This is a genomic window from Jiulongibacter sediminis, from assembly GCF_001306455.1.
Taxonomy (GTDB): Bacteria; Bacteroidota; Bacteroidia; order Cytophagales; family Spirosomataceae; genus Jiulongibacter; species Jiulongibacter sediminis.
Genome location: NZ_LGTQ01000005.1, coordinates 886,176 through 903,433, shown reverse-complemented (window position 1 = coordinate 903,433; position 17,258 = coordinate 886,176). Strand labels below are relative to the sequence as shown.

Below are 17,258 nucleotides of genomic sequence, written 5' to 3'. Positions count from 1 at the left end.
TTCTACTCCCAAACCGTATGGTGCGACGGCCCCTCAGGATCATCCACTCTTTTATAGGTGTGAGCACCAAAAAAATCACGCTGAGCCTGAATGATGTTTGCTGTTGGGTAATCAAACAGTTGGGTATTGAGATAATCCATTGCTGATAAATGAGTTGGCAAAGACACTCCGGTTTGAATTCCGGCTATGGTTATGGCTTTTAATGCTTCGAGTTTAATCGCTAATTCTTCTTTTTCTAAGGTTAATAAGAAGTCTGTTCCAGATTTTAAGCGACCAATCAGTTCTTCCATCAATTCTGAGCGAATGATGCAGCCGTTAGTCCAGATACGGGCCAGCTCGGGTAAATTGAGTTCCCATTGATACTGTTTTGAGGCTTCATTAATGAGTTCAAAACCTTGCTGATGATTCACCAATCGAGCGAGTTGGTAGGCATTTCTCAAATCATTTGTTGAAACCTGACTTTGCTTAGTTGTTGAAAGATCAAATTGCTTTTGATACCGTTCTCTCTTTTGTTTAAAAGATGAAATATATCGAGCAAAAAGAGCTGAAGAAATCATGGTGGCTGGTATGCCCAGTTCAGCCATTGAGATTGTTGTCCAGCTTCCCGTACCTTTATTACCCGCTTTATCTAAAATCAAATCAACCAGGTACGCTTCGCCCTCTTTCTTGAGTAATAGTTTATGAGTGATTTCCAGCAAATAGCTGCTCAAACCGTTAGTTTCCCAGGATTGCAGCTCATCAGAAATCTGTTCGGGTGATAAGCCGTTGACATACCTCAAAAGAGCATAAACCTCGGCCAGAAGCTGCATTTCGGCGTATTCAATACCATTATGTATCATCTTTACAAAATGACCTGACCCTCCTTTACCAATGTAAGTGCAGCAGCCATTTCCCTGAGCATCGCGGGCCGCAATGGCTTCCAGATAAGGGGCTATCTTTTGATAAGCTTCTTTGTCTCCTCCCGGCATGATTGAAGGGCCTTTTAAAGCCCCTTCTTCACCCCCTGATACGCCAGTTCCGATAAAATGAAGTCCGTTTGCTTTCAAATCCTCCATTCTTCTTTGAGTATCAGCAAAATGGGAGTTACCACCGTCAATAATAATATCACCCTTATCAAGCAATGGTTTTAATTCCTCAATCACCAAATCGGTCACTTTCCCGGCATTTACCATTAAAAATATTTTTCGGGGAGTTGAAAGGCTATTGACAAATGCTCCTAAATCCTCAAAACCTTTGCAGTCGTTTAGTTCATCAAACTCCTCAATGAATTTCTCGGCCACTTGCTCTTCAGAGTTTTTCACAAAACGATTGTATAAGGCGAGTTTAAAACCTTTGCCTGCCAGATTTCGGGCCAGGCTTTTGCCCATAACTCCCAAACCAATCAAACCGAATTCCTGATTTCCAGGTGATAAATTTTCCATAATTTCTTCAACGATTTTTTCCGGTTCCTGATCAATTGAGATATTCAAACCATACTCTGGCTCTTCTAAAGTTTGGAATTGAGAAGTAAGCAAACCTGGTGGCATAAAGTGATCTTTCCGGGCTTTCATTCTGGTGTCTATCAACTCAAAACTCCCGTTTAAATAAACCAATTGCCCCCAAGGAATTCCTTCAAAAAGAATTTGGCGATAGCTTTCTTTCAGGGCTGAGCAAGCAAAAACACCTTCTTTAACCTCTTTAGCCTTTTGATTCAAAGCCTGAAGCCAGCCTTGTCTGTCATCATCGTTTAGAGGCTGACCTTTGCTCATTTTGTCAATATTAGCCTGCGGATGAAAATCATCGCCATCAAAAAACGGATATTTGAGTTCTTTTGCAAGCGACTGGCCAATGGTGCTTTTGCCACTTCCGCAAACACCCATCACGAATAGAATCATAGAATTTCCTTAGAATTTCGGCAAAGAAAGCAAAAGCATCCTTTTTTCGCCAAGAAAGCGGGGAGAGATTCCACAAAGTAGAGAAAAGGCCTAGATTTGCAGTGAAACAAGGAAATCATATGGATTTATTAGAGAAGGTTAAAGGTCTGGCAAAAGACTTTTCTGCAGATTCAGTGGCCATTCGGAGACATTTGCACGCTAACCCGGAGTTATCTTTTGAAGAATACAAAACCTCTGCTTTTGTAGCTCAAAAACTCAGGGAGATGGGTCTTGAGCCTCAGGAAGGCGTGGCCGGTACCGGGGTTGTGGCTATGGTCAAAGGAAAAAATCCGGATAAAAAAGTGATTGGCCTCCGTGCGGATATGGATGCTTTACCTATTCTGGAAGCCAACGAAGTACCTTATAAGTCAAAAAATGAGGGTGTAATGCATGCTTGTGGTCATGATGTGCATACGACCTCTTTATTGGGTACAGCTCGTATTTTATCTCAATTAAAAGATGATTTTGAAGGAACGGTTAAACTTGTTTTTCAACCCGGAGAAGAAAAAGTACCCGGGGGAGCCTCACTCATGATAAAAGAAGGTGTGCTTGAAAACCCGAGACCCTTCGGGATGATCGGGCAACATGTGGCTCCAAATTTACCGGTAGGTAAAATCGGTTTCAGAGAAGGTATGTATATGGCCAGTACCGATGAAATTTACCTGACAGTCAAGGGAAAAGGTGGGCATGGAGCAGCTCCTGATCAATGCATTGATCCGATTCTGATTGCCTCACATATCATCGTGGCTTTGCAGCAAATTGTTAGTAGAAACAGAAAGCCAACGAACCCTTCTGTGTTGACTTTCGGTAAAATAGTCGGTCTGGGAGCCACAAACGTGATTCCGAATGAGGTTAAAATTGATGGTACTTTCCGTAATATGAATGAAGAGTGGAGAGCAAAAGGACTTGAACTCATTGAAAAAATGGCCAAAACTATGGCGGAATCCATGGGAGGGAGTTGCGAAGTGTACATTGGCCATGGTTATCCTTATCTGGAGAATAACCCTGATCTAACCCGTAAAATGCGTTCATACGCCACGGAATTTATGGGGGCTGAAAATGTGGTGGACTTGGATCTTTGGATGGCTGGAGAAGACTTTGCCTTCTACTCACAGGTGATCGATAGTTGTTTTTACCGTTTGGGTATCCGAAACGAAGAAAAAGGCATTATTTCAGGAGTGCATACTCCAACTTTTGATATTGACGAAGGTGCTATTGAAATCGGCATGGGCTTAATGGCTTGGAATGCTTTGCGAGAGTTAGGGGAGCATTGACTCGGAGCTGATAGATAAGCAAGGGATTAATAAAAAAGGAGCCTCGAAGCTCCTTTTTTATTTACACCTATTGATGGAATCTACCTTCTCACCAAATTAACCCTTATACCTGCATTAATCTGCGGGTGAAGGAAGAGTAGATCAGGAATCAGCTCGGTGTAAACTCCGCCATCGAGGAATATACCAACATCATTACCCGGAAGATCATATTCCACACCAGCGTTTCCGGCAGGGCCGAGCGATACATGCTTTTCGCCGTCCTGGCGGGTGCCGATGATATTTCCTTCGGAAGCATAATCACGGTAATTGATCTGTCCACCGAAACCATAATAGGCCTTCAGTGCCTGATTTTTCCCAATGGCATAATGCCAGCTGTAAAGCCCCTGAAACATCAGTCCCGATTTCTGATATTCGCCTTTACGGTATTTTCGGGTAGTTCCATATAGAAAACCGTATGTCCCGAAATTCACATCAAAGGCCTTGTCGCCATATTGAAAGTATTTCCGGATGTTCAATCCTAGTGGCTCGCCAATTCTGATGCCGATAGCCACGTTTTTGTCGTACTGTGCATTTGATTGGAAAGCAATGGCGGTTAAAACAGCCATTATGATCAGTGTTTTCTTCATATTGTTAGTGTACTTCAGCTTCGGTTAAGATGTAATTCAATTCGTCCAGGTTGTCTTTGTTAAGCACTAATTTACCTGAAATTGTGAGTCGCTCGTCAGTATCAAAACGACGGGTAACCTTTTTAAATTTTATACTCAGGACAGATTCAGGCCCCGCACCGCCGCAAAAAAAGCAGGCAGCATACGGGTTAGCGGAGAGTACATAATAGTTGGTTTCAATATCAATGGGGATCATATAGCCGGTAATCTTAACCATTTTCCCATTCAATTGTTTAACAGAATTGCCAAACTCGGGCTCCAGAATAAACATTCCTTCGGAAGGATTCCATTTCTTATTGAAATTAACATCGCCAAGGGTTTTCCAGCTAATCGTGAGTGGCTCATCAACAGCCCAGACACTCAAAGTCAACAAGCTGGATAAAATGAAAAAGAAGATTTTGGTGTATTTGATCATTTTTTAATGCGATTCACTTAGTGCTTTGCAAGCGTTTCCGACAAATTTATGCGGTAAACCCCTATAGAAGGCAAGCCAGCCGAGATAATTCCAATAACTAACGCCATCGCTAACAGATAAATTTCATAGGTGCTTATTTCCCAAAGGTTCAAATTCATGAGATATTCCTTTGCAAAGAATTGGTTGATAAGCCACATCACAAGTCTTGAGATAACCAGGCCCAATATATAACCCAAGGCACTCAGAAGCAGACCTTCAGTCAAAAGTAGTCCGAAAACTGTTGTTCTGCTTGCTCCCAAAGTCATCATCAGAGCTTTTTCCTCCTGTTCTTCTTTCAAAGAATTGTACAACGAAATAAAGACACTTAAACCTGAAATGACCACTATGAGGTAAGCCAGGTATTTTGAAATATCAATGGCGGAGCCAAAAAGAGAAAGCAGTCGATTCATCTCAATGGATGGTAAGGCGGCCTGCATTGTACTGTTCTCATTAATAATTCTGGGCATGGTCATCAGACCCATTGGTGACCTGAAATTCACTAAAGCCGCCGTGATTTCCCGATCTTCCTCATGCACTTCATCTTCATGAATGTGAATATTCCAGATACTTGAAAGATCACAAAGAATCAATTTGTCGATTACCGAGCCGGTAGGTTGAAGTATGCCTGAAACATTGTAAGGTTTCTGCTCATGTGTTTCACCCTCGGCATCGAGTCCGTGAGCACTTTGAAAAGTATTGTCCAGTTTCAACTCTAAATCTTCAGCCACTTTGGCTCCTAAAACCACCTGCATAGGTTCTTCAAAGATCTGTCCTTGCTGAAATACCGCCTGATATTTTTCAAGTAGGGCAGGGGTACTCCCAACGATCCGATACCCTTTAAAGTTATCACCAAAAGAAAGGGGAATGAAGCTTTTGACCTGTGGATTTGACCGAACAATCCTATTGGCTTCTTCCAAAGAAATATTGCCTGTAGGGGCATCAATATGAAAAACGGAAGAAAGTATCAATTGCAAAGGTGAGCCTTTAGCTCCCACCACCATGTCGATTCCAGAAATATTTTCAGAAAAGCTTTTTTCAAGCTGTTTACCAAGGTTGGCGACCAAAGAAATAATCGCCACACCGATCCCCATGAGCACAATGCACAGCAAACTACTTAGTTTTTTGTGCCAGATTTTTTTCAAAACGATTTTGAGGAACATCAGCTTAAGATCAGTTGGTTTGGAATTAAACTTTTCAACCTTTGGTCATGCGTTACTATTACTAGTGCAGATTTGTTTCGTTTACAGCTTTCAGTTAAAAGGTGGTATACGGCCTCACAGTTTTTATCATCCAAGCTTGCGGTAGGTTCATCAGCAAGGACTAATGAGGGGTCATTCATTAAGGCCCGGGCTATGCCTACCCTTTGCTTTTCGCCACCACTGAGTTCATAAATAGGTTGCTTTAATAAGTGATCAATTTCAAGGCTTCGCGACAAATCTTTCGCCTTTTTCAGATTTTGAGACTGGTTTGAGAAGTAGTTTGCCAACGTTAAATTTTCTAGAACATTTAGGGATTTTACAAAATGATGCTGCTGAAAAACAATGCCTACCTCCTGAGCTCTGATGTGTCCGGTTTCTTTCTGTGTAAGGCCTGCTGTGTCTTTCCCATTTAGAAGGATTTTGCCTGATTCAGGCCTGAGGAGCATAGCCATTAAATGAAGTAATGTACTCTTGCCAATTCCACTGTTTCCGAGGATCAGAAGTTGCTCGTTTTGTTTTAGAATCAAATCAGGAAAAGTAAAGGTTTTATGAACCCCATAGGAGAATTTCAGGTTTTCTAAACGGAGCACATCTTCCATGAAACAAAATTAATGAATTGGGTTAACTGGCCTAGAAAATATGAGAATTATCACAGGTATAGTTGCCTTAAAAAATGTAATTTTGAAAACTATTTTCAACCAAAAAAAGTAACAAAACTATGTCATTACGATTAGGTGATATTGCACCGGATTTTACAGCAGACACAACACAGGGCAAAATTAATTTTCATGAGTGGCTTGGAGACTCTTGGGGAATGCTTTTTTCTCACCCCGCAGACTTTACTCCTGTTTGTACAACCGAATTAGGTAAAACAGCTCTTTTAAAAGGTGAGTTTGAGAAAAGAGGAGTAAAAACCATTGCGGTTTCAGTTGACGATCTTGAATCTCACAATAAATGGATCCCGGATATTGAAGAAGTGAATGGTGTTACCATGAATTTCCCAATTATTGCTGATGAAGATCGTAAAGTCGCTGAATTATATGATATGATTCATCCAAATGCATCTGCCAAAGCAACAGTACGTTCGGTTTTTATCATTGGACCTGACAAGACTATCAAATTAATGCTCACCTACCCGGCTTCAACCGGTAGAAATTTTACAGAGTTGCTTCGGGTAATTGATAGTCTTCAGCTTACTGCGAATCACTCGGTGGCCACACCAGCTGACTGGAAAGATGGGGATGATGCTATTGTAATACCAACGATCAGTACTGAAGACGCGATTAAGAAATTTCCTAAAGGCGTGAAAGAGGTAAAGCCATATCTGAGATATACACCTCAGCCAAACAAGTAATTATCAACGGAATAGAAGTAAGGGTTGTCATGAAAATGGCAGCCCTTTTTCTTTGAATAAGCGGTATTTTCAACCTATTTTTGTTCAAATTTTTTGAGTGAGAAGAAGAAAGAATCATACCACCTGGGTTGACCGTACGCTCAACTTCATTTTTAGGCCTGACAGTCTTTATGCCTTGGTTTTGACTTTCTTTCTCGCCACATACCCTTCTTCGGTAACTGATGGTATGCTCAGACCTTCATCCGAGAAGCCTAATCTTCGAATTCCACTTCAATATCAAACACATGGGGTTGATCTTTCGCATCATAATGGTGATATCGACTGGGAGAAAGTCTCTTCTCATAATCAGCATCATACGGCCGTAAAGTTCTGTTTTCTGAAAGCTACTGAAGGTACAGACCTGATAGATAAAAGATTTGAAGCGAATTGGAAAGGTCTGAAGGATAATGAAATTAAGAGGGGGGCCTATCACTTTTTCAGACCCGAAACAGACCCCAAATTACAGGCTTTGAATTACATTTTGACAGTGAAGCCAGAGAAGGGAGATTTTGTGCCAGTCCTGGATTGGGAAGTATTGGGTCGGGGGGCGTCAAAAAGAAATATTGTTAGAAATGTGAGTCTTTGGCTCGACATAATTGAAAAACATTACGGTGTAAAACCCATAATTTATACTAATAGGTACATCTACGATACCTATGTGAAAGAGTATTTTCAAGAACATCCACTCTGGATTTCTCAGTATAACGTGCCTGAACCCGCCGGTTTTGATTTAGACAAGGTTTATTTCTGGCAATACAGTACAATTGGTCAGGTGCCGGGTATAGAATCTAACGTAGATTTTAATGTATTCCTCAAGGATGATTTTGATTTCGAAAGAATTACTTTTCGTCAGTAAGTCTTTTTAAGACACATTTGTTTCTTCATTTAACAGTATTACTCTCCCTATGTTGCAGTCTATTGACTTTACGCAAACCAAGGCTTTCTTAACACTTAAGTCGCATCAAAAAACAATTTCAAAGAAGACGATCAAGGAACTTTTTGAGGAGGATCCTAAACGTTTTAAGAAGTTTACCATTCGTTTTCAGGATATTCTTCTTGACTATTCAAAGAACCGAATCAACGGTCGTACCATGGCCTATTTGGTCAAATTGGCGGAAGAATGTGAGCTTGAAGATGCTATTGCGAAAATGTTTGCCGGAGATGAAATCAATCAGACCGAGGGACGTGCTGTGCTTCATACAGCTCTAAGAAATCGTTCAAATACACCTGTAATGGTAGATGGCAAAGATGTCATGCCAGATGTAAATCGCGTGTTGGCTCAAATGGAAAGTTTCTCAGAGTCAGTTCGTTCGGGTGAATGGAAGGGTTATACCGGAAATAAAATAAAGGATATTGTCAATATTGGTATTGGAGGTTCAGATTTGGGCCCCGTGATGGTGACTGAGGCTTTGAAACCGTACGCCAAAAAGGGATTAAATGTTCATTTCGTCTCTAATGTTGACGGAACGCACATTGCGGAAACTTTGAAGAAGGTCAATCCTGAAACTACGCTTTTCATGATTGCCTCCAAAACCTTTACTACCCAGGAGACCATGGCGAACGCCGGTGCCGCAAAAGAGTGGTTTCTCAGGAGTGGGGCAGAAGAAGGAGATGTGAAAAAACATTTCGTTGCTCTTTCAACAAACGAAAAAGGCGTTTCGGCTTTTGGGATAGATACCAAAAACATGTTTGAGTTCTGGGACTGGGTTGGTGGTCGTTACAGCCTCTGGAGTGCTATCGGTTTATCAATTGCCTGTAGTATTGGTTATAAGAATTATGTTCAATTGCTGGAGGGAGCTCATGTCATGGATATTCACTTCAAATCAACTCCTTTGGGAAGAAATGTTCCTGTAGTGTTAGGTTTGCTTGGCATATGGTACAATAATTTTTATGGTGCTGAGTCTCATGCCATTCTTCCGTATGACCAATACATGCACCGTTTTGCGGCTTATTTCCAGCAGGGTGATATGGAATCAAACGGAAAATATGTGGATCGCTCGGGTCAGGTAGTCAGTTATCAAACGGGCCCAATCATTTGGGGTGAACCTGGTACGAATGGTCAGCATGCTTTTTATCAATTGATCCATCAGGGAACAAAGTTAATTCCCTGTGATTTTATTGCACCAGCAAATACTCACAATCCGGTAGGGGATCAACACAGAATGCTTCTGGCGAACTATTTTGCTCAAACAGAGGCCTTAATGAATGGTAAAGATGAAGATCAGGTAGAGGCTGAATTGAAAACTTCAGGCCTTTCTGCCGAAGAAATAGCTTTCCTTAAGCCGTTCAAGGTTTTTGAAGGGAACAAGCCTACAAACTCTATTCTTATGAAGAAGCTAACGCCTAAAGTTCTGGGAAGCCTTTTGGCAATGTATGAGCATAAAATTTTTGTTCAGGGTGTCATCTGGAACATTTTCAGTTTTGATCAATGGGGTGTGGAGCTAGGAAAGGAATTGGCCAAAAATATTTATCCGGAATTGCAGGATGACACAGAGGTTACAAGTCATGACGCTTCAACGAACGGTCTGATCAACACCTTTAAGAAGTGGAATAAATAAGAAGAATTTCTACGGAAGGCTTGTAAAAGAGCCTTCTTTTTGATACTAAAGTTTCAAAAATTACTGAAAAGATGGAAATTTTAAAATTTATAGACTTTTTCTTTGGAAGTATAAATTCAATAAATTATGTTTGAAATGTCATAGGGAAATCGAGAGAAAAACAGCTTGAAACCTCCTTTTGATTAAGTTATTTCCGTTGGATTTACGTGCTTTTTTGATAAACCTAAATTGAACCCGACAACCAAAAAATGTCATTCAATGCCTGCTTGTGATTTGTTTATACGTGCTTTCACAAATTCAAGCAGGCAGTTCAATTCTTTTCAAAACCGCATTCATCGGTGAAAACTTCAGATAAGAATTAAGATATAGACCGTATTAGGTTATAAAAATAAGTAGTATAGATTCACTCAGTAGCCGGATTGGCTCCGATCGATGATTGGAGCTAATTTTGTTTTCAGGGAGTCCCTGGATTGAATTGTTTCATGAGATTAACCCAGTATCATTGAGCTTTTTTTCGGCGTTCTATAGCCTCTCTAATTCTAATTGCACTTTCGTAATCTTCTTTCAAAATGACTTTTTCAAGAAGTTCTTCCAGCTCCCGCATAGAGTATTCTGCGTAAGAGCCTTTTTTCTCTCTACCTTTTTCGTCAATGAGGTATCCCGTTGTTTCGAGAATCAGCTCACTGATAAAAATAGGGCAGTCGCATCGAATAGCTATTGCAATAGCATCTGACGGTCTTGCATCTATTTCATGGAGGGCCTTGTAAGTATCATGAAAGAAAACCTTACTATAATAGGTTTGATCATCTAGTGTATGTATGAAGACCTCTTTTAGTTTTGATTGAAGTTTATCAAAAAAGGAGATAAAAAGATCATGAGTTTGTGGTCTTGAGGGCGTTAGTTTCTCCATAAACATGGCTATAGATTTAGCCTCATGAATCCCAATAATAATAGGAATACGCTTCTTAGATTTGGGCTCTTGAAGTATCAGAACATAATGTTGAGGTTTTGATACACTCTCTGTTAGAGCGATGACGTTGACTTCAATCTTCTGCATGTCCCTCATTTTTTTTGATGAATTCAATGAGTTGACCAATATCGTCAAAAGGTGAAATTACCCAACCTTCCTTTGATAATCTATAGAGATCTTTTTTCTCAACCTCTATGTCGAAGCCATTTTTAAGGTTGAAATATTTTCCATTTCTGGTGATGACTTCCAGATCCATTTGACTTAGGGCATATGCTACAAAGTCTGCCTCATTGTACTCGCTCATATAAGGTTCTCGTATATGATGAAGCTTCCCAGCCCAATGCATAAAAGGGCGGAGAGCAAGCTAAGAGCTTTTGTGATGTTCTTGTTTTTTAAAAAGAAAGTAGAAAAAGGCAGACTGAAAACACCGGCTGCCAGCATCATTCCCAAAATAGAACCAATACCGAAAAGAATAAGATAGATAATGCCCTCATTTGGAGATTTAGTCTCTGAAAGTGCCGCGATGATGACGGCACCACTGCCGGCCAAACCATGAACTGCTCCCACACCATACGCTACCTTATGGTCATGATGATGCGTTGGTGAATTGTTATCAATAATCACTTTGCGGAGTCTTATTATGCCTAAAATAATGAGCATAAGCCCCACAATAACCTCAAAATATCCAAATAGAGTTTCATCCAACAGGAATTTACCTAACAAGAATATAAGACCGACTATAAGAATAATGCTGCTGTGCCCGAGCCCCCAGAAAGCTCCGTCTTTAATGGCCAGTTTTGTCGAAGATCTCCTTGTTACCAGATTACTCACGGCCACTATGTGATCCGCCTCAAAGGCATGTAAAAAACCAACCATAGCGGTAGAAAATGCGATAAATGTTAAATCAGTCATAGGTTAAATGGTTAATTCTGTCAGAACCACACGATGATTACCTGTATCGGCAATAGCTAATTTATTCTTATAAGATGAGATTGAAAATGGCCAGTAAAGCTGGCTCTCTGTACCATATTTAGTATTTTGATTTTCACTTCCGGTATTAAAATTATCGTGGCCTATAAGGTTGTCAGCCGGGGAATTATTTCTATCCGGAAGTTTTGAAAACCACAGTAGCCTGCTATTACCTGTGTCGGCTATGAATATCCCATTTTTATAAAAATGACTGGTGTAGGTCCAGTTCATGGTGTTTTCTTTAGGGAAGAGGTGAAACTGATTTTGACCTGCATCATTAAAGCCATTTTGTCCTATAATGAGGTCTGCTTCCTTTTCAAAGGCGTCTTCCCATTTTTTCCAGATCAGATTACGATAAAACTGGGTATCCGCTACGGACAAATTACCCTGATCGTTAATGTGTAAAGAATAGGGCCAAATAGGTTCATTATTTTCATAATCACGGGTTTCAAAGTCTTTTTTGCCAATAACTCCGTCAGCCTTGGCATAATTATTCTCAGGAATGCTCTTAAAATAGAGAATTCTACGGTTACCTGTATCGGCGATGAAGAGCTGGTTGTCTTTTACAAAAACTCCGTAGGGCCAGTTTAGAGATTGAGATGATGGAAGGCTACCGATTCCATGAACATTAGGCTCATTGGTTTCAAAGCCGGGCTGGCCCAGAACTACATCAGCGGGCTGTCCATTTATTTCAGGAAATCTATGCCAAATCAGTACCCGGTGATTCCAGGCATCTGCTACAATGAGCTTTTCACCATCTGACCAAATTCCAGATGGATAATGCAATGTGCAGGCTGTAACGGATAATCCTGAATTTCTACCTGTGCTATCACTATTAGTTTGACCTAAAACTATATCAGGTTCGGCAAATTCCTCTTTAGGGACTTTCTTCCAGATGAAAACCCTGTTTTGCCCTGTATCGGAGACTGCAAGTAAGTTTTTGTCAAGAAGAACTCCCCTCGGAGCCAGGAAAGGAGAATGTTTGGAGCCCTTAAAAATCTGATATTGGCTTACGAGAGGATCCGCTCCGGCTAGTGACTTATAAAAAGTAGGAGGCACCTCAGGCATATTTAAAGGCCTGGGGTATAGGTCTTTGAGATTAATATCTATGTTTAAATCTATCATTAGCAGATGCGGGGAAGCTGCTCGCCCACCAGCATATTTAATACTCTTTTACCGCCAATTGCACTTTGCAATATAACCTGTCGCTTATGCCCTTCGACAATCTCACCAAGAATTGTAGCCTTTTTTGACCCCTCAAAAGTGCGGAGCATTTGTACAATGTCATCAGCTATCTGTGCATCAGCTATAATCATAAATACTCCTTCATTGGCAACATAAAGCGGATCCAGCCCTAACATTTCACATGCTCCCTCCACTTCGGGGTCTACAGGAGTATGTTTTTGAAGAATTTCAATGCCGACCTGAGCATCCTGAGCAATTTCATTCAGGACTGAGGCCACTCCGCCCCTTGTGGCATCTCTCAGTAAATGGATGTCATAGCCAAACTCTTCTATGAGCTTCCCTACGATACCATTAAGAGGTCTGGTGTCGCTTAAGATTGAGGTCTCAAATTCCAAACCTTCCCGGATTGACATTACAGCAATTCCGTGATTTGCAATACTGTCAGAGACAATAACTTTGTCTCCGGGTTTGACTTGGTTCATATCAATGTTGGCCTTTGACATTAGTTGACCCACACCAGCGGTATTGATGAAAAGTTTGTCACCTTTTCCTTTCTCTACCACTTTAGTATCACCGGTAACAATCTGAACTCCGGCTGTATCGGCTGCTTTTTTAATACTGACCAGGACCTCCCAGAATTCGGTCATTTTTAAACCTTCTTCAATAATAAAGCTTAGTGAAAGATATTTGGGTTGGGCTCCGCACATAGCCAGATCGTTCACAGTACCGTTAATGGCCAGCTCGCCAATGTTTCCCCCCGGGAAAAAGATTGGAGAAATAACGTAGCTGTCAGTACTGAAAGCGGTTTTGCCATTAAGCTCAAAAACAGCTCCGTCGTGGTGGGTGTCCAGCAATGGATTTTTGAGTAAATCAAAAACGCCACTTTTCAGAAGCTTATTGGTCAATACACCGCCAGAGCCATGTCCCAGCGTAATGACGTCAAAATCCAGTTTAGGCATTGGGCAGTCTAGTGCAATCATTTATTTTCAGGCGTTTACTTCGTCTCCGGCGTTTGAGTAATGATAGTAGGCAGCACAGGCACCCTCAGAGGAGACCATTGGGGCTCCCAGAGGTTTTTCGGGTGTGCAGTTTGTGCCAAACTGACTGCACTCAAAAGGCTTTTTTATTCCTTTTAAAACCTGTCCGGCAATGCAATCAGCACATTCGGGTACTTTTAAAATATTGACATTGAACTTAATATCAGCATTATAAGCTTCCAGTTCAGTTCTGATATTCCAGCCGCTATTGGGTATAGTTCCCAACCCCCGCCACTCGCGATCTTCCATTTGGAAAACCCGATTCAGCATTTCAATGGCGGCCGGATTACCTTCTGGTCTTACTACCCTTGCATATTGGTTTTCCAGACGGGCTTCGCCATTCTCCAGTTGACGGACGGTCATAAGAATTCCCTGAAGTAGATCTACGGGCTCAAAACCAGTCACTACTATTGGAATATTATACTTCTGTGCCAGCGGTTCATATTCTCCGGTACCCATTATAGTACACACATGACCCGCAGCCAGAAAACCCTGAATTTGGGTATCTGAATCATTCATAACTGCTTCAATAGCAGGTGGTACCAGCACATGTGAAGCGAGAACCGAATAGTTCGTTAGACCCTCTCTTTCTGCATGAATGATTGATAAAGCATTCGCCGGAGCAGTGGTCTCAAAGCCAACAGCAAAAAAGACGACTTCCTTATCTGGGTTTTCGCGGGCTATTTTAATGGCTTCAAGTGGTGAATACATGATTCGGATATCAGCCCCGGTGGCTTTAGCCTCGAGCAGGCTTTTTTTAGAGCCGGGCACCCTAATCATATCGCCGTAGGAACACAGAATGACTCCTTTGTCTTCTGCAAGGTGTACAGCTTTGTCAATTAGATTCAGAGGGGTTACACAAACCGGACAACCCGGCCCATGAACCATATTTATTTTGTCAGGTAGAATATTGAGAATACCATTTTTTACCAGACTATGGGTTTGGCCTCCGCAAACTTCCATGATAGTCCATTCCTTGGTGGTTATTTTATGAAGTTCATCAATATACTGATGTACAATTTCAGGATTCCTGTATTCGCTTAAAAATTTCATATCTTCGGATTTTTGTTTTTCTAAAGCGGACACCGGCCGCCGTTCCGATCTATCTGACTATGTTCTACCAGTTCATCTATTTCACCGATTTCTTCGAGGTATTTGAATGATTTCTGAGCTTCCTCTTCATCAATTTTTGAGATGGCTACACCAACATGTACCAGAACATAATCACCAACTTCGGCGTCAGGCAGCATTTCCAAACTGGCCTCTTTAGTGATACCTCCAAAAAGCACTTTGGCCATTCTTACCACACCATCGTACTGTAGTTCTATTGACTTGATTTTTCCGGGAATTGCTAAACACATGGGTTGAAGTTTTTAAAGTATGATAACTGTCCAAATGAGATGTTCTCGTCATTCGGAGAAAGTTTTTCGTGAAAATAAAGGGAGTACGAACCTGATAACCTTTCAATGATGAGGTCAACAAGAAGAGCATTTTGGAAAACTCCTCCGCTGAAGTAAATATCATCTGAATGATACTTTTGGGCCATTTTTTCAATGATTTTAACCAAAGTTTCATGAAATCTGGCGGCAATTTCTTCCGGATTTATATCCAGGTTCAGATCCTTAAAAATTGATTCTACCATGGAATAGACGTCGATTTTTTCATCTTTTTCAAAAGTGTAGTAGGGTAAAGGTGCATAACCATTGACATCAAAATAGGACTGGGCCTTTTGCTCCAGAAGCATGGCAGCTTCTCCTTCAAATGTTTGGTGGTCTGTAAGGCCAATTATTGATGCGATAGCATCAAAAACACGGCCCATTGAGCTAGTACAAGTTTGAGAGGCGGCCTTCAGTTTTCTGTAGTTGTTCCATTCCCTTTCTGTAAATTTTGGCTTTAACTCATTACTCTCCGTAAGCGATAATGCTGAAAGTCTGGTTTCTTTTGACATCCTGTTGCCGGAGATGACTCTGAAATATTCCAAATGGGCAACCCTCTTCAGACTTGATCCATCAGATAGAAAAAACTCACCTCCCCAGATTTGCCCATCATCACCGTATCCTGTACCATCCCACACAACACCTAATGAGCGTTGGCTAGATGACGAAGAATGTTCTCCAAAAACGGCAGCAAAATGAGCTATATGATGTTGAATTGGAATAATTGACAGGTGCTCATCATCCGCAATTCTTTTACCCAAACTGCTACTGTAAAACAAAGGATGGGCATCAGTTAAGACACTTTTAATCTGCCCGTCACGAATAAAAAGTTTCCTGAATTGAGTCAGAACCAAATTAAAATTCTCTTGGCTTTGAAAGCTCTCAAGGTCACCTAAATATTGAGAGATAAAGGTTTGATGGCCAGTCTGCAGCGTAAAAGTGGATTTCAGATCTGAGCCCATACAGAGCACCGGTTTTTTCAATTTAAGGCTGGTTTCATCTAATCTGAAGCCCCGGCTTCTTCTTAGAATGATTTTCTTATTGTGTCTTGGACTTAATCTTATAACAGAGTCGTCCTGAGGTATAGAAATTGGACGATTATTAGTCACTAAATAATCATATATGCCTCTAAGGTCTTCTTGTGCCTTGTCGTTTTTATAGATAATAGGCTCTCCACTCAAGTTTGCACTGGTGGCGACCACCGGATGAGCCAACTGGTCAAGTAGTAAATGATAGAAAGGATTATACGCCAGAAAAGCCCCGACTGAATTTATACCCGGCCCAACTGCATTCGCGAGATTGGTGCCGCTTTTTTGTTTCACAATGACTATAGGGGCTTTTTCTGATTGCAATTCCTCAAGTTCGGCAAGGCTAGCTTCGGTATATTCCCGCACTTGGCTTGAATTGCGAAACATCACAGCAAAGGGCCTGGATGGCCTGTTTTTTCTTTCTCTTAGCTCTTTTATAGCCTTATGGTTGGTGGCGTCGGCTACCAAATGAAAACCACCGATTGCTTTAATACAAAGAATTTTGCCTTCAGAAATTCTCTTTGCCGCAAAACCGATGATTTCAGATTGTGTTAGATTTATTTCCTGGTCGTGCTGATCAAATAATTGATGCCTAATCCCGCATTCAGAACAAGAAATGGTTTGAGCAAAAAATCGTCGGTCTCTACTGTTTTCATATTCCTGTTGACAAGAAGGGCAGAGACCAAAATCGGCCATCATGGTGTTTTCTCTATCAAAAGGAAGGCTGTTTAAAATGGAGTATCTTGGACCGCATAGTGTACAGGAATTATATCCGTAATTGCTTCTTCTGTTTTGTGAGTCAAATAACTCTTGCAGGCAGTCTTCACAGGTGGCTAAGTCAGGGGTAATAGAAACTTTTGCAGGGGCCAATTTCAGGTCATGATGAATTGAAAAGTCGTTTAGGTTTAAGTTCTTCACCTTAGTGACTGCCAACTCTCTGATAAAAATATGTTCACCAAAATGAAACCTGATTTGCTCAATAAACGTGTCAATGGTTATCGGATCTGTTTGTAAATAGATGCAGACTCCTTCGGTCGTGTTTTTCACGTAGCCAGTTAGCCCCCACTCATAGGCCAATTTGTAGACAAAAGGCCTGAAGCCCACGCCCTGTACCATTCCGCTGATGTTGAGTTCATATGCGGTACAATTTTTGGTCAATATTTCAGGTGGATAAGAA

17 protein-coding genes are annotated in these 17,258 nt (G+C 41.1%); 4 read left to right on the top strand and 13 right to left on the bottom strand.

Going from position 1 to position 17,258, the window contains the following annotated elements; genetic code table 11:
* Positions 1-2 precede the first annotated feature (2 nt).
* A complete protein-coding gene (gene gnd, locus AFM12_RS04000) occupies positions 3-1,874 on the bottom strand; it encodes an NADP-dependent phosphogluconate dehydrogenase (RefSeq protein WP_229308456.1) in 1,872 nt (623 codons plus the stop codon).
* A gap of 119 nt (positions 1,875-1,993) precedes the next feature.
* Here gnd and AFM12_RS03995 point away from each other — a divergent pair, with 119 nt between their 5' ends.
* Entirely contained in the window at positions 1,994-3,187 is a 1,194-nt protein-coding gene (locus AFM12_RS03995) for a M20 metallopeptidase family protein (protein WP_055144128.1), read from the top strand.
* A gap of 80 nt (positions 3,188-3,267) precedes the next feature.
* On the opposite strand, the gene AFM12_RS03990 is transcribed toward AFM12_RS03995, so the two are convergent.
* Genes AFM12_RS03990 through AFM12_RS03975 form a run of 4 tightly spaced genes read right to left on the bottom strand, consistent with a single transcriptional unit; the run spans position 3,268 to position 6,104 of the window.
* Positions 3,268-3,813 carry a hypothetical protein gene (locus AFM12_RS03990; RefSeq protein ID WP_055144126.1) on the bottom strand — a complete coding sequence of 182 codons (546 nt, stop codon included), beginning with the start codon at positions 3,811-3,813 and terminating at the stop codon, positions 3,268-3,270.
* Positions 3,814-3,817: 4 nt separating this feature from the next.
* Positions 3,818-4,267, bottom strand: a complete 450-nt coding sequence (locus AFM12_RS03985) for a DUF3299 domain-containing protein (RefSeq protein WP_055144124.1) — start codon at positions 4,265-4,267, stop codon at positions 3,818-3,820.
* 17 nt (positions 4,268-4,284) lie between these two features.
* Positions 4,285-5,466, bottom strand: a complete 1,182-nt coding sequence (locus AFM12_RS03980) for an ABC transporter permease (RefSeq protein WP_055144122.1) — start codon at positions 5,464-5,466, stop codon at positions 4,285-4,287.
* Entirely contained in the window at positions 5,466-6,104 is a 639-nt protein-coding gene (locus tag AFM12_RS03975; protein WP_082391186.1) for an ABC transporter ATP-binding protein, read from the bottom strand. Before AFM12_RS03975 ends, AFM12_RS03980 begins: the two co-directional genes overlap by 1 nt.
* A gap of 119 nt (positions 6,105-6,223) precedes the next feature.
* Here AFM12_RS03975 and AFM12_RS03970 point away from each other — a divergent pair, with 119 nt between their 5' ends.
* The 3 genes from AFM12_RS03970 (at position 6,224) to pgi (ending at position 9,456) form a co-directional block, all read left to right on the top strand.
* Positions 6,224-6,859 carry a peroxiredoxin gene (locus tag AFM12_RS03970; RefSeq protein ID WP_055144120.1) on the top strand — a complete coding sequence of 212 codons (636 nt, stop codon included), beginning with the start codon at positions 6,224-6,226 and terminating at the stop codon, positions 6,857-6,859.
* Positions 6,860-6,956: 97 nt separating this feature from the next.
* Positions 6,957-7,754: a glycoside hydrolase family 25 protein gene (locus AFM12_RS03965; protein ID WP_055144118.1), complete on the top strand. Its 798-nt coding sequence runs from the start codon at positions 6,957-6,959 to the stop codon at positions 7,752-7,754.
* A 49-nt stretch (positions 7,755-7,803) separates the two neighbouring features.
* Positions 7,804-9,456, top strand: coding sequence for a glucose-6-phosphate isomerase (gene pgi / locus AFM12_RS03960; RefSeq protein ID WP_055144116.1), 1,653 nt, complete (start codon positions 7,804-7,806; stop codon positions 9,454-9,456).
* 499 nt (positions 9,457-9,955) lie between these two features.
* On the opposite strand, the gene AFM12_RS03955 is transcribed toward pgi, so the two are convergent.
* Genes AFM12_RS03955 through hypF form a run of 8 tightly spaced genes read right to left on the bottom strand, consistent with a single transcriptional unit; the run spans position 9,956 to position 17,239 of the window.
* The gene (locus tag AFM12_RS03955; RefSeq protein ID WP_055144114.1) at positions 9,956-10,513 is read right to left on the bottom strand and encodes a bifunctional nuclease family protein; all 558 of its coding nucleotides are present in this window, start codon (positions 10,511-10,513) and stop codon (positions 9,956-9,958) included.
* The gene (locus tag AFM12_RS03950; RefSeq protein WP_055144112.1) at positions 10,500-10,730 is read right to left on the bottom strand and encodes a hypothetical protein; all 231 of its coding nucleotides are present in this window, start codon (positions 10,728-10,730) and stop codon (positions 10,500-10,502) included. Before AFM12_RS03950 ends, AFM12_RS03955 begins: the two co-directional genes overlap by 14 nt.
* Positions 10,727-11,338 carry an urease accessory protein gene (locus AFM12_RS03945; protein ID WP_055144110.1) on the bottom strand — a complete coding sequence of 204 codons (612 nt, stop codon included), beginning with the start codon at positions 11,336-11,338 and terminating at the stop codon, positions 10,727-10,729. The genes AFM12_RS03950 and AFM12_RS03945 overlap by 4 nt, the downstream gene beginning before the upstream one ends.
* Before the next feature lie 3 nt (positions 11,339-11,341).
* A complete protein-coding gene (locus AFM12_RS03940; RefSeq protein ID WP_229308455.1) occupies positions 11,342-12,520 on the bottom strand; it encodes an NHL repeat-containing protein in 1,179 nt (392 codons plus the stop codon).
* The gene (gene hypE / locus AFM12_RS03935) at positions 12,520-13,560 is read right to left on the bottom strand and encodes a hydrogenase expression/formation protein HypE (RefSeq protein ID WP_229308454.1); all 1,041 of its coding nucleotides are present in this window, start codon (positions 13,558-13,560) and stop codon (positions 12,520-12,522) included. Before hypE ends, AFM12_RS03940 begins: the two co-directional genes overlap by 1 nt.
* 6 nt (positions 13,561-13,566) lie before the next feature.
* A complete protein-coding gene (gene hypD / locus AFM12_RS03930) occupies positions 13,567-14,670 on the bottom strand; it encodes a hydrogenase formation protein HypD (protein WP_055144106.1) in 1,104 nt (367 codons plus the stop codon).
* A gap of 20 nt (positions 14,671-14,690) precedes the next feature.
* Positions 14,691-14,978, bottom strand: coding sequence for a HypC/HybG/HupF family hydrogenase formation chaperone (locus tag AFM12_RS03925; protein ID WP_055144104.1), 288 nt, complete (start codon positions 14,976-14,978; stop codon positions 14,691-14,693).
* Entirely contained in the window at positions 14,969-17,239 is a 2,271-nt protein-coding gene (gene hypF / locus AFM12_RS03920) for a carbamoyltransferase HypF (protein WP_157687282.1), read from the bottom strand. The genes AFM12_RS03925 and hypF overlap by 10 nt, the downstream gene beginning before the upstream one ends.
* Between the last annotated feature and the right edge of the window lie 19 nt (positions 17,240-17,258).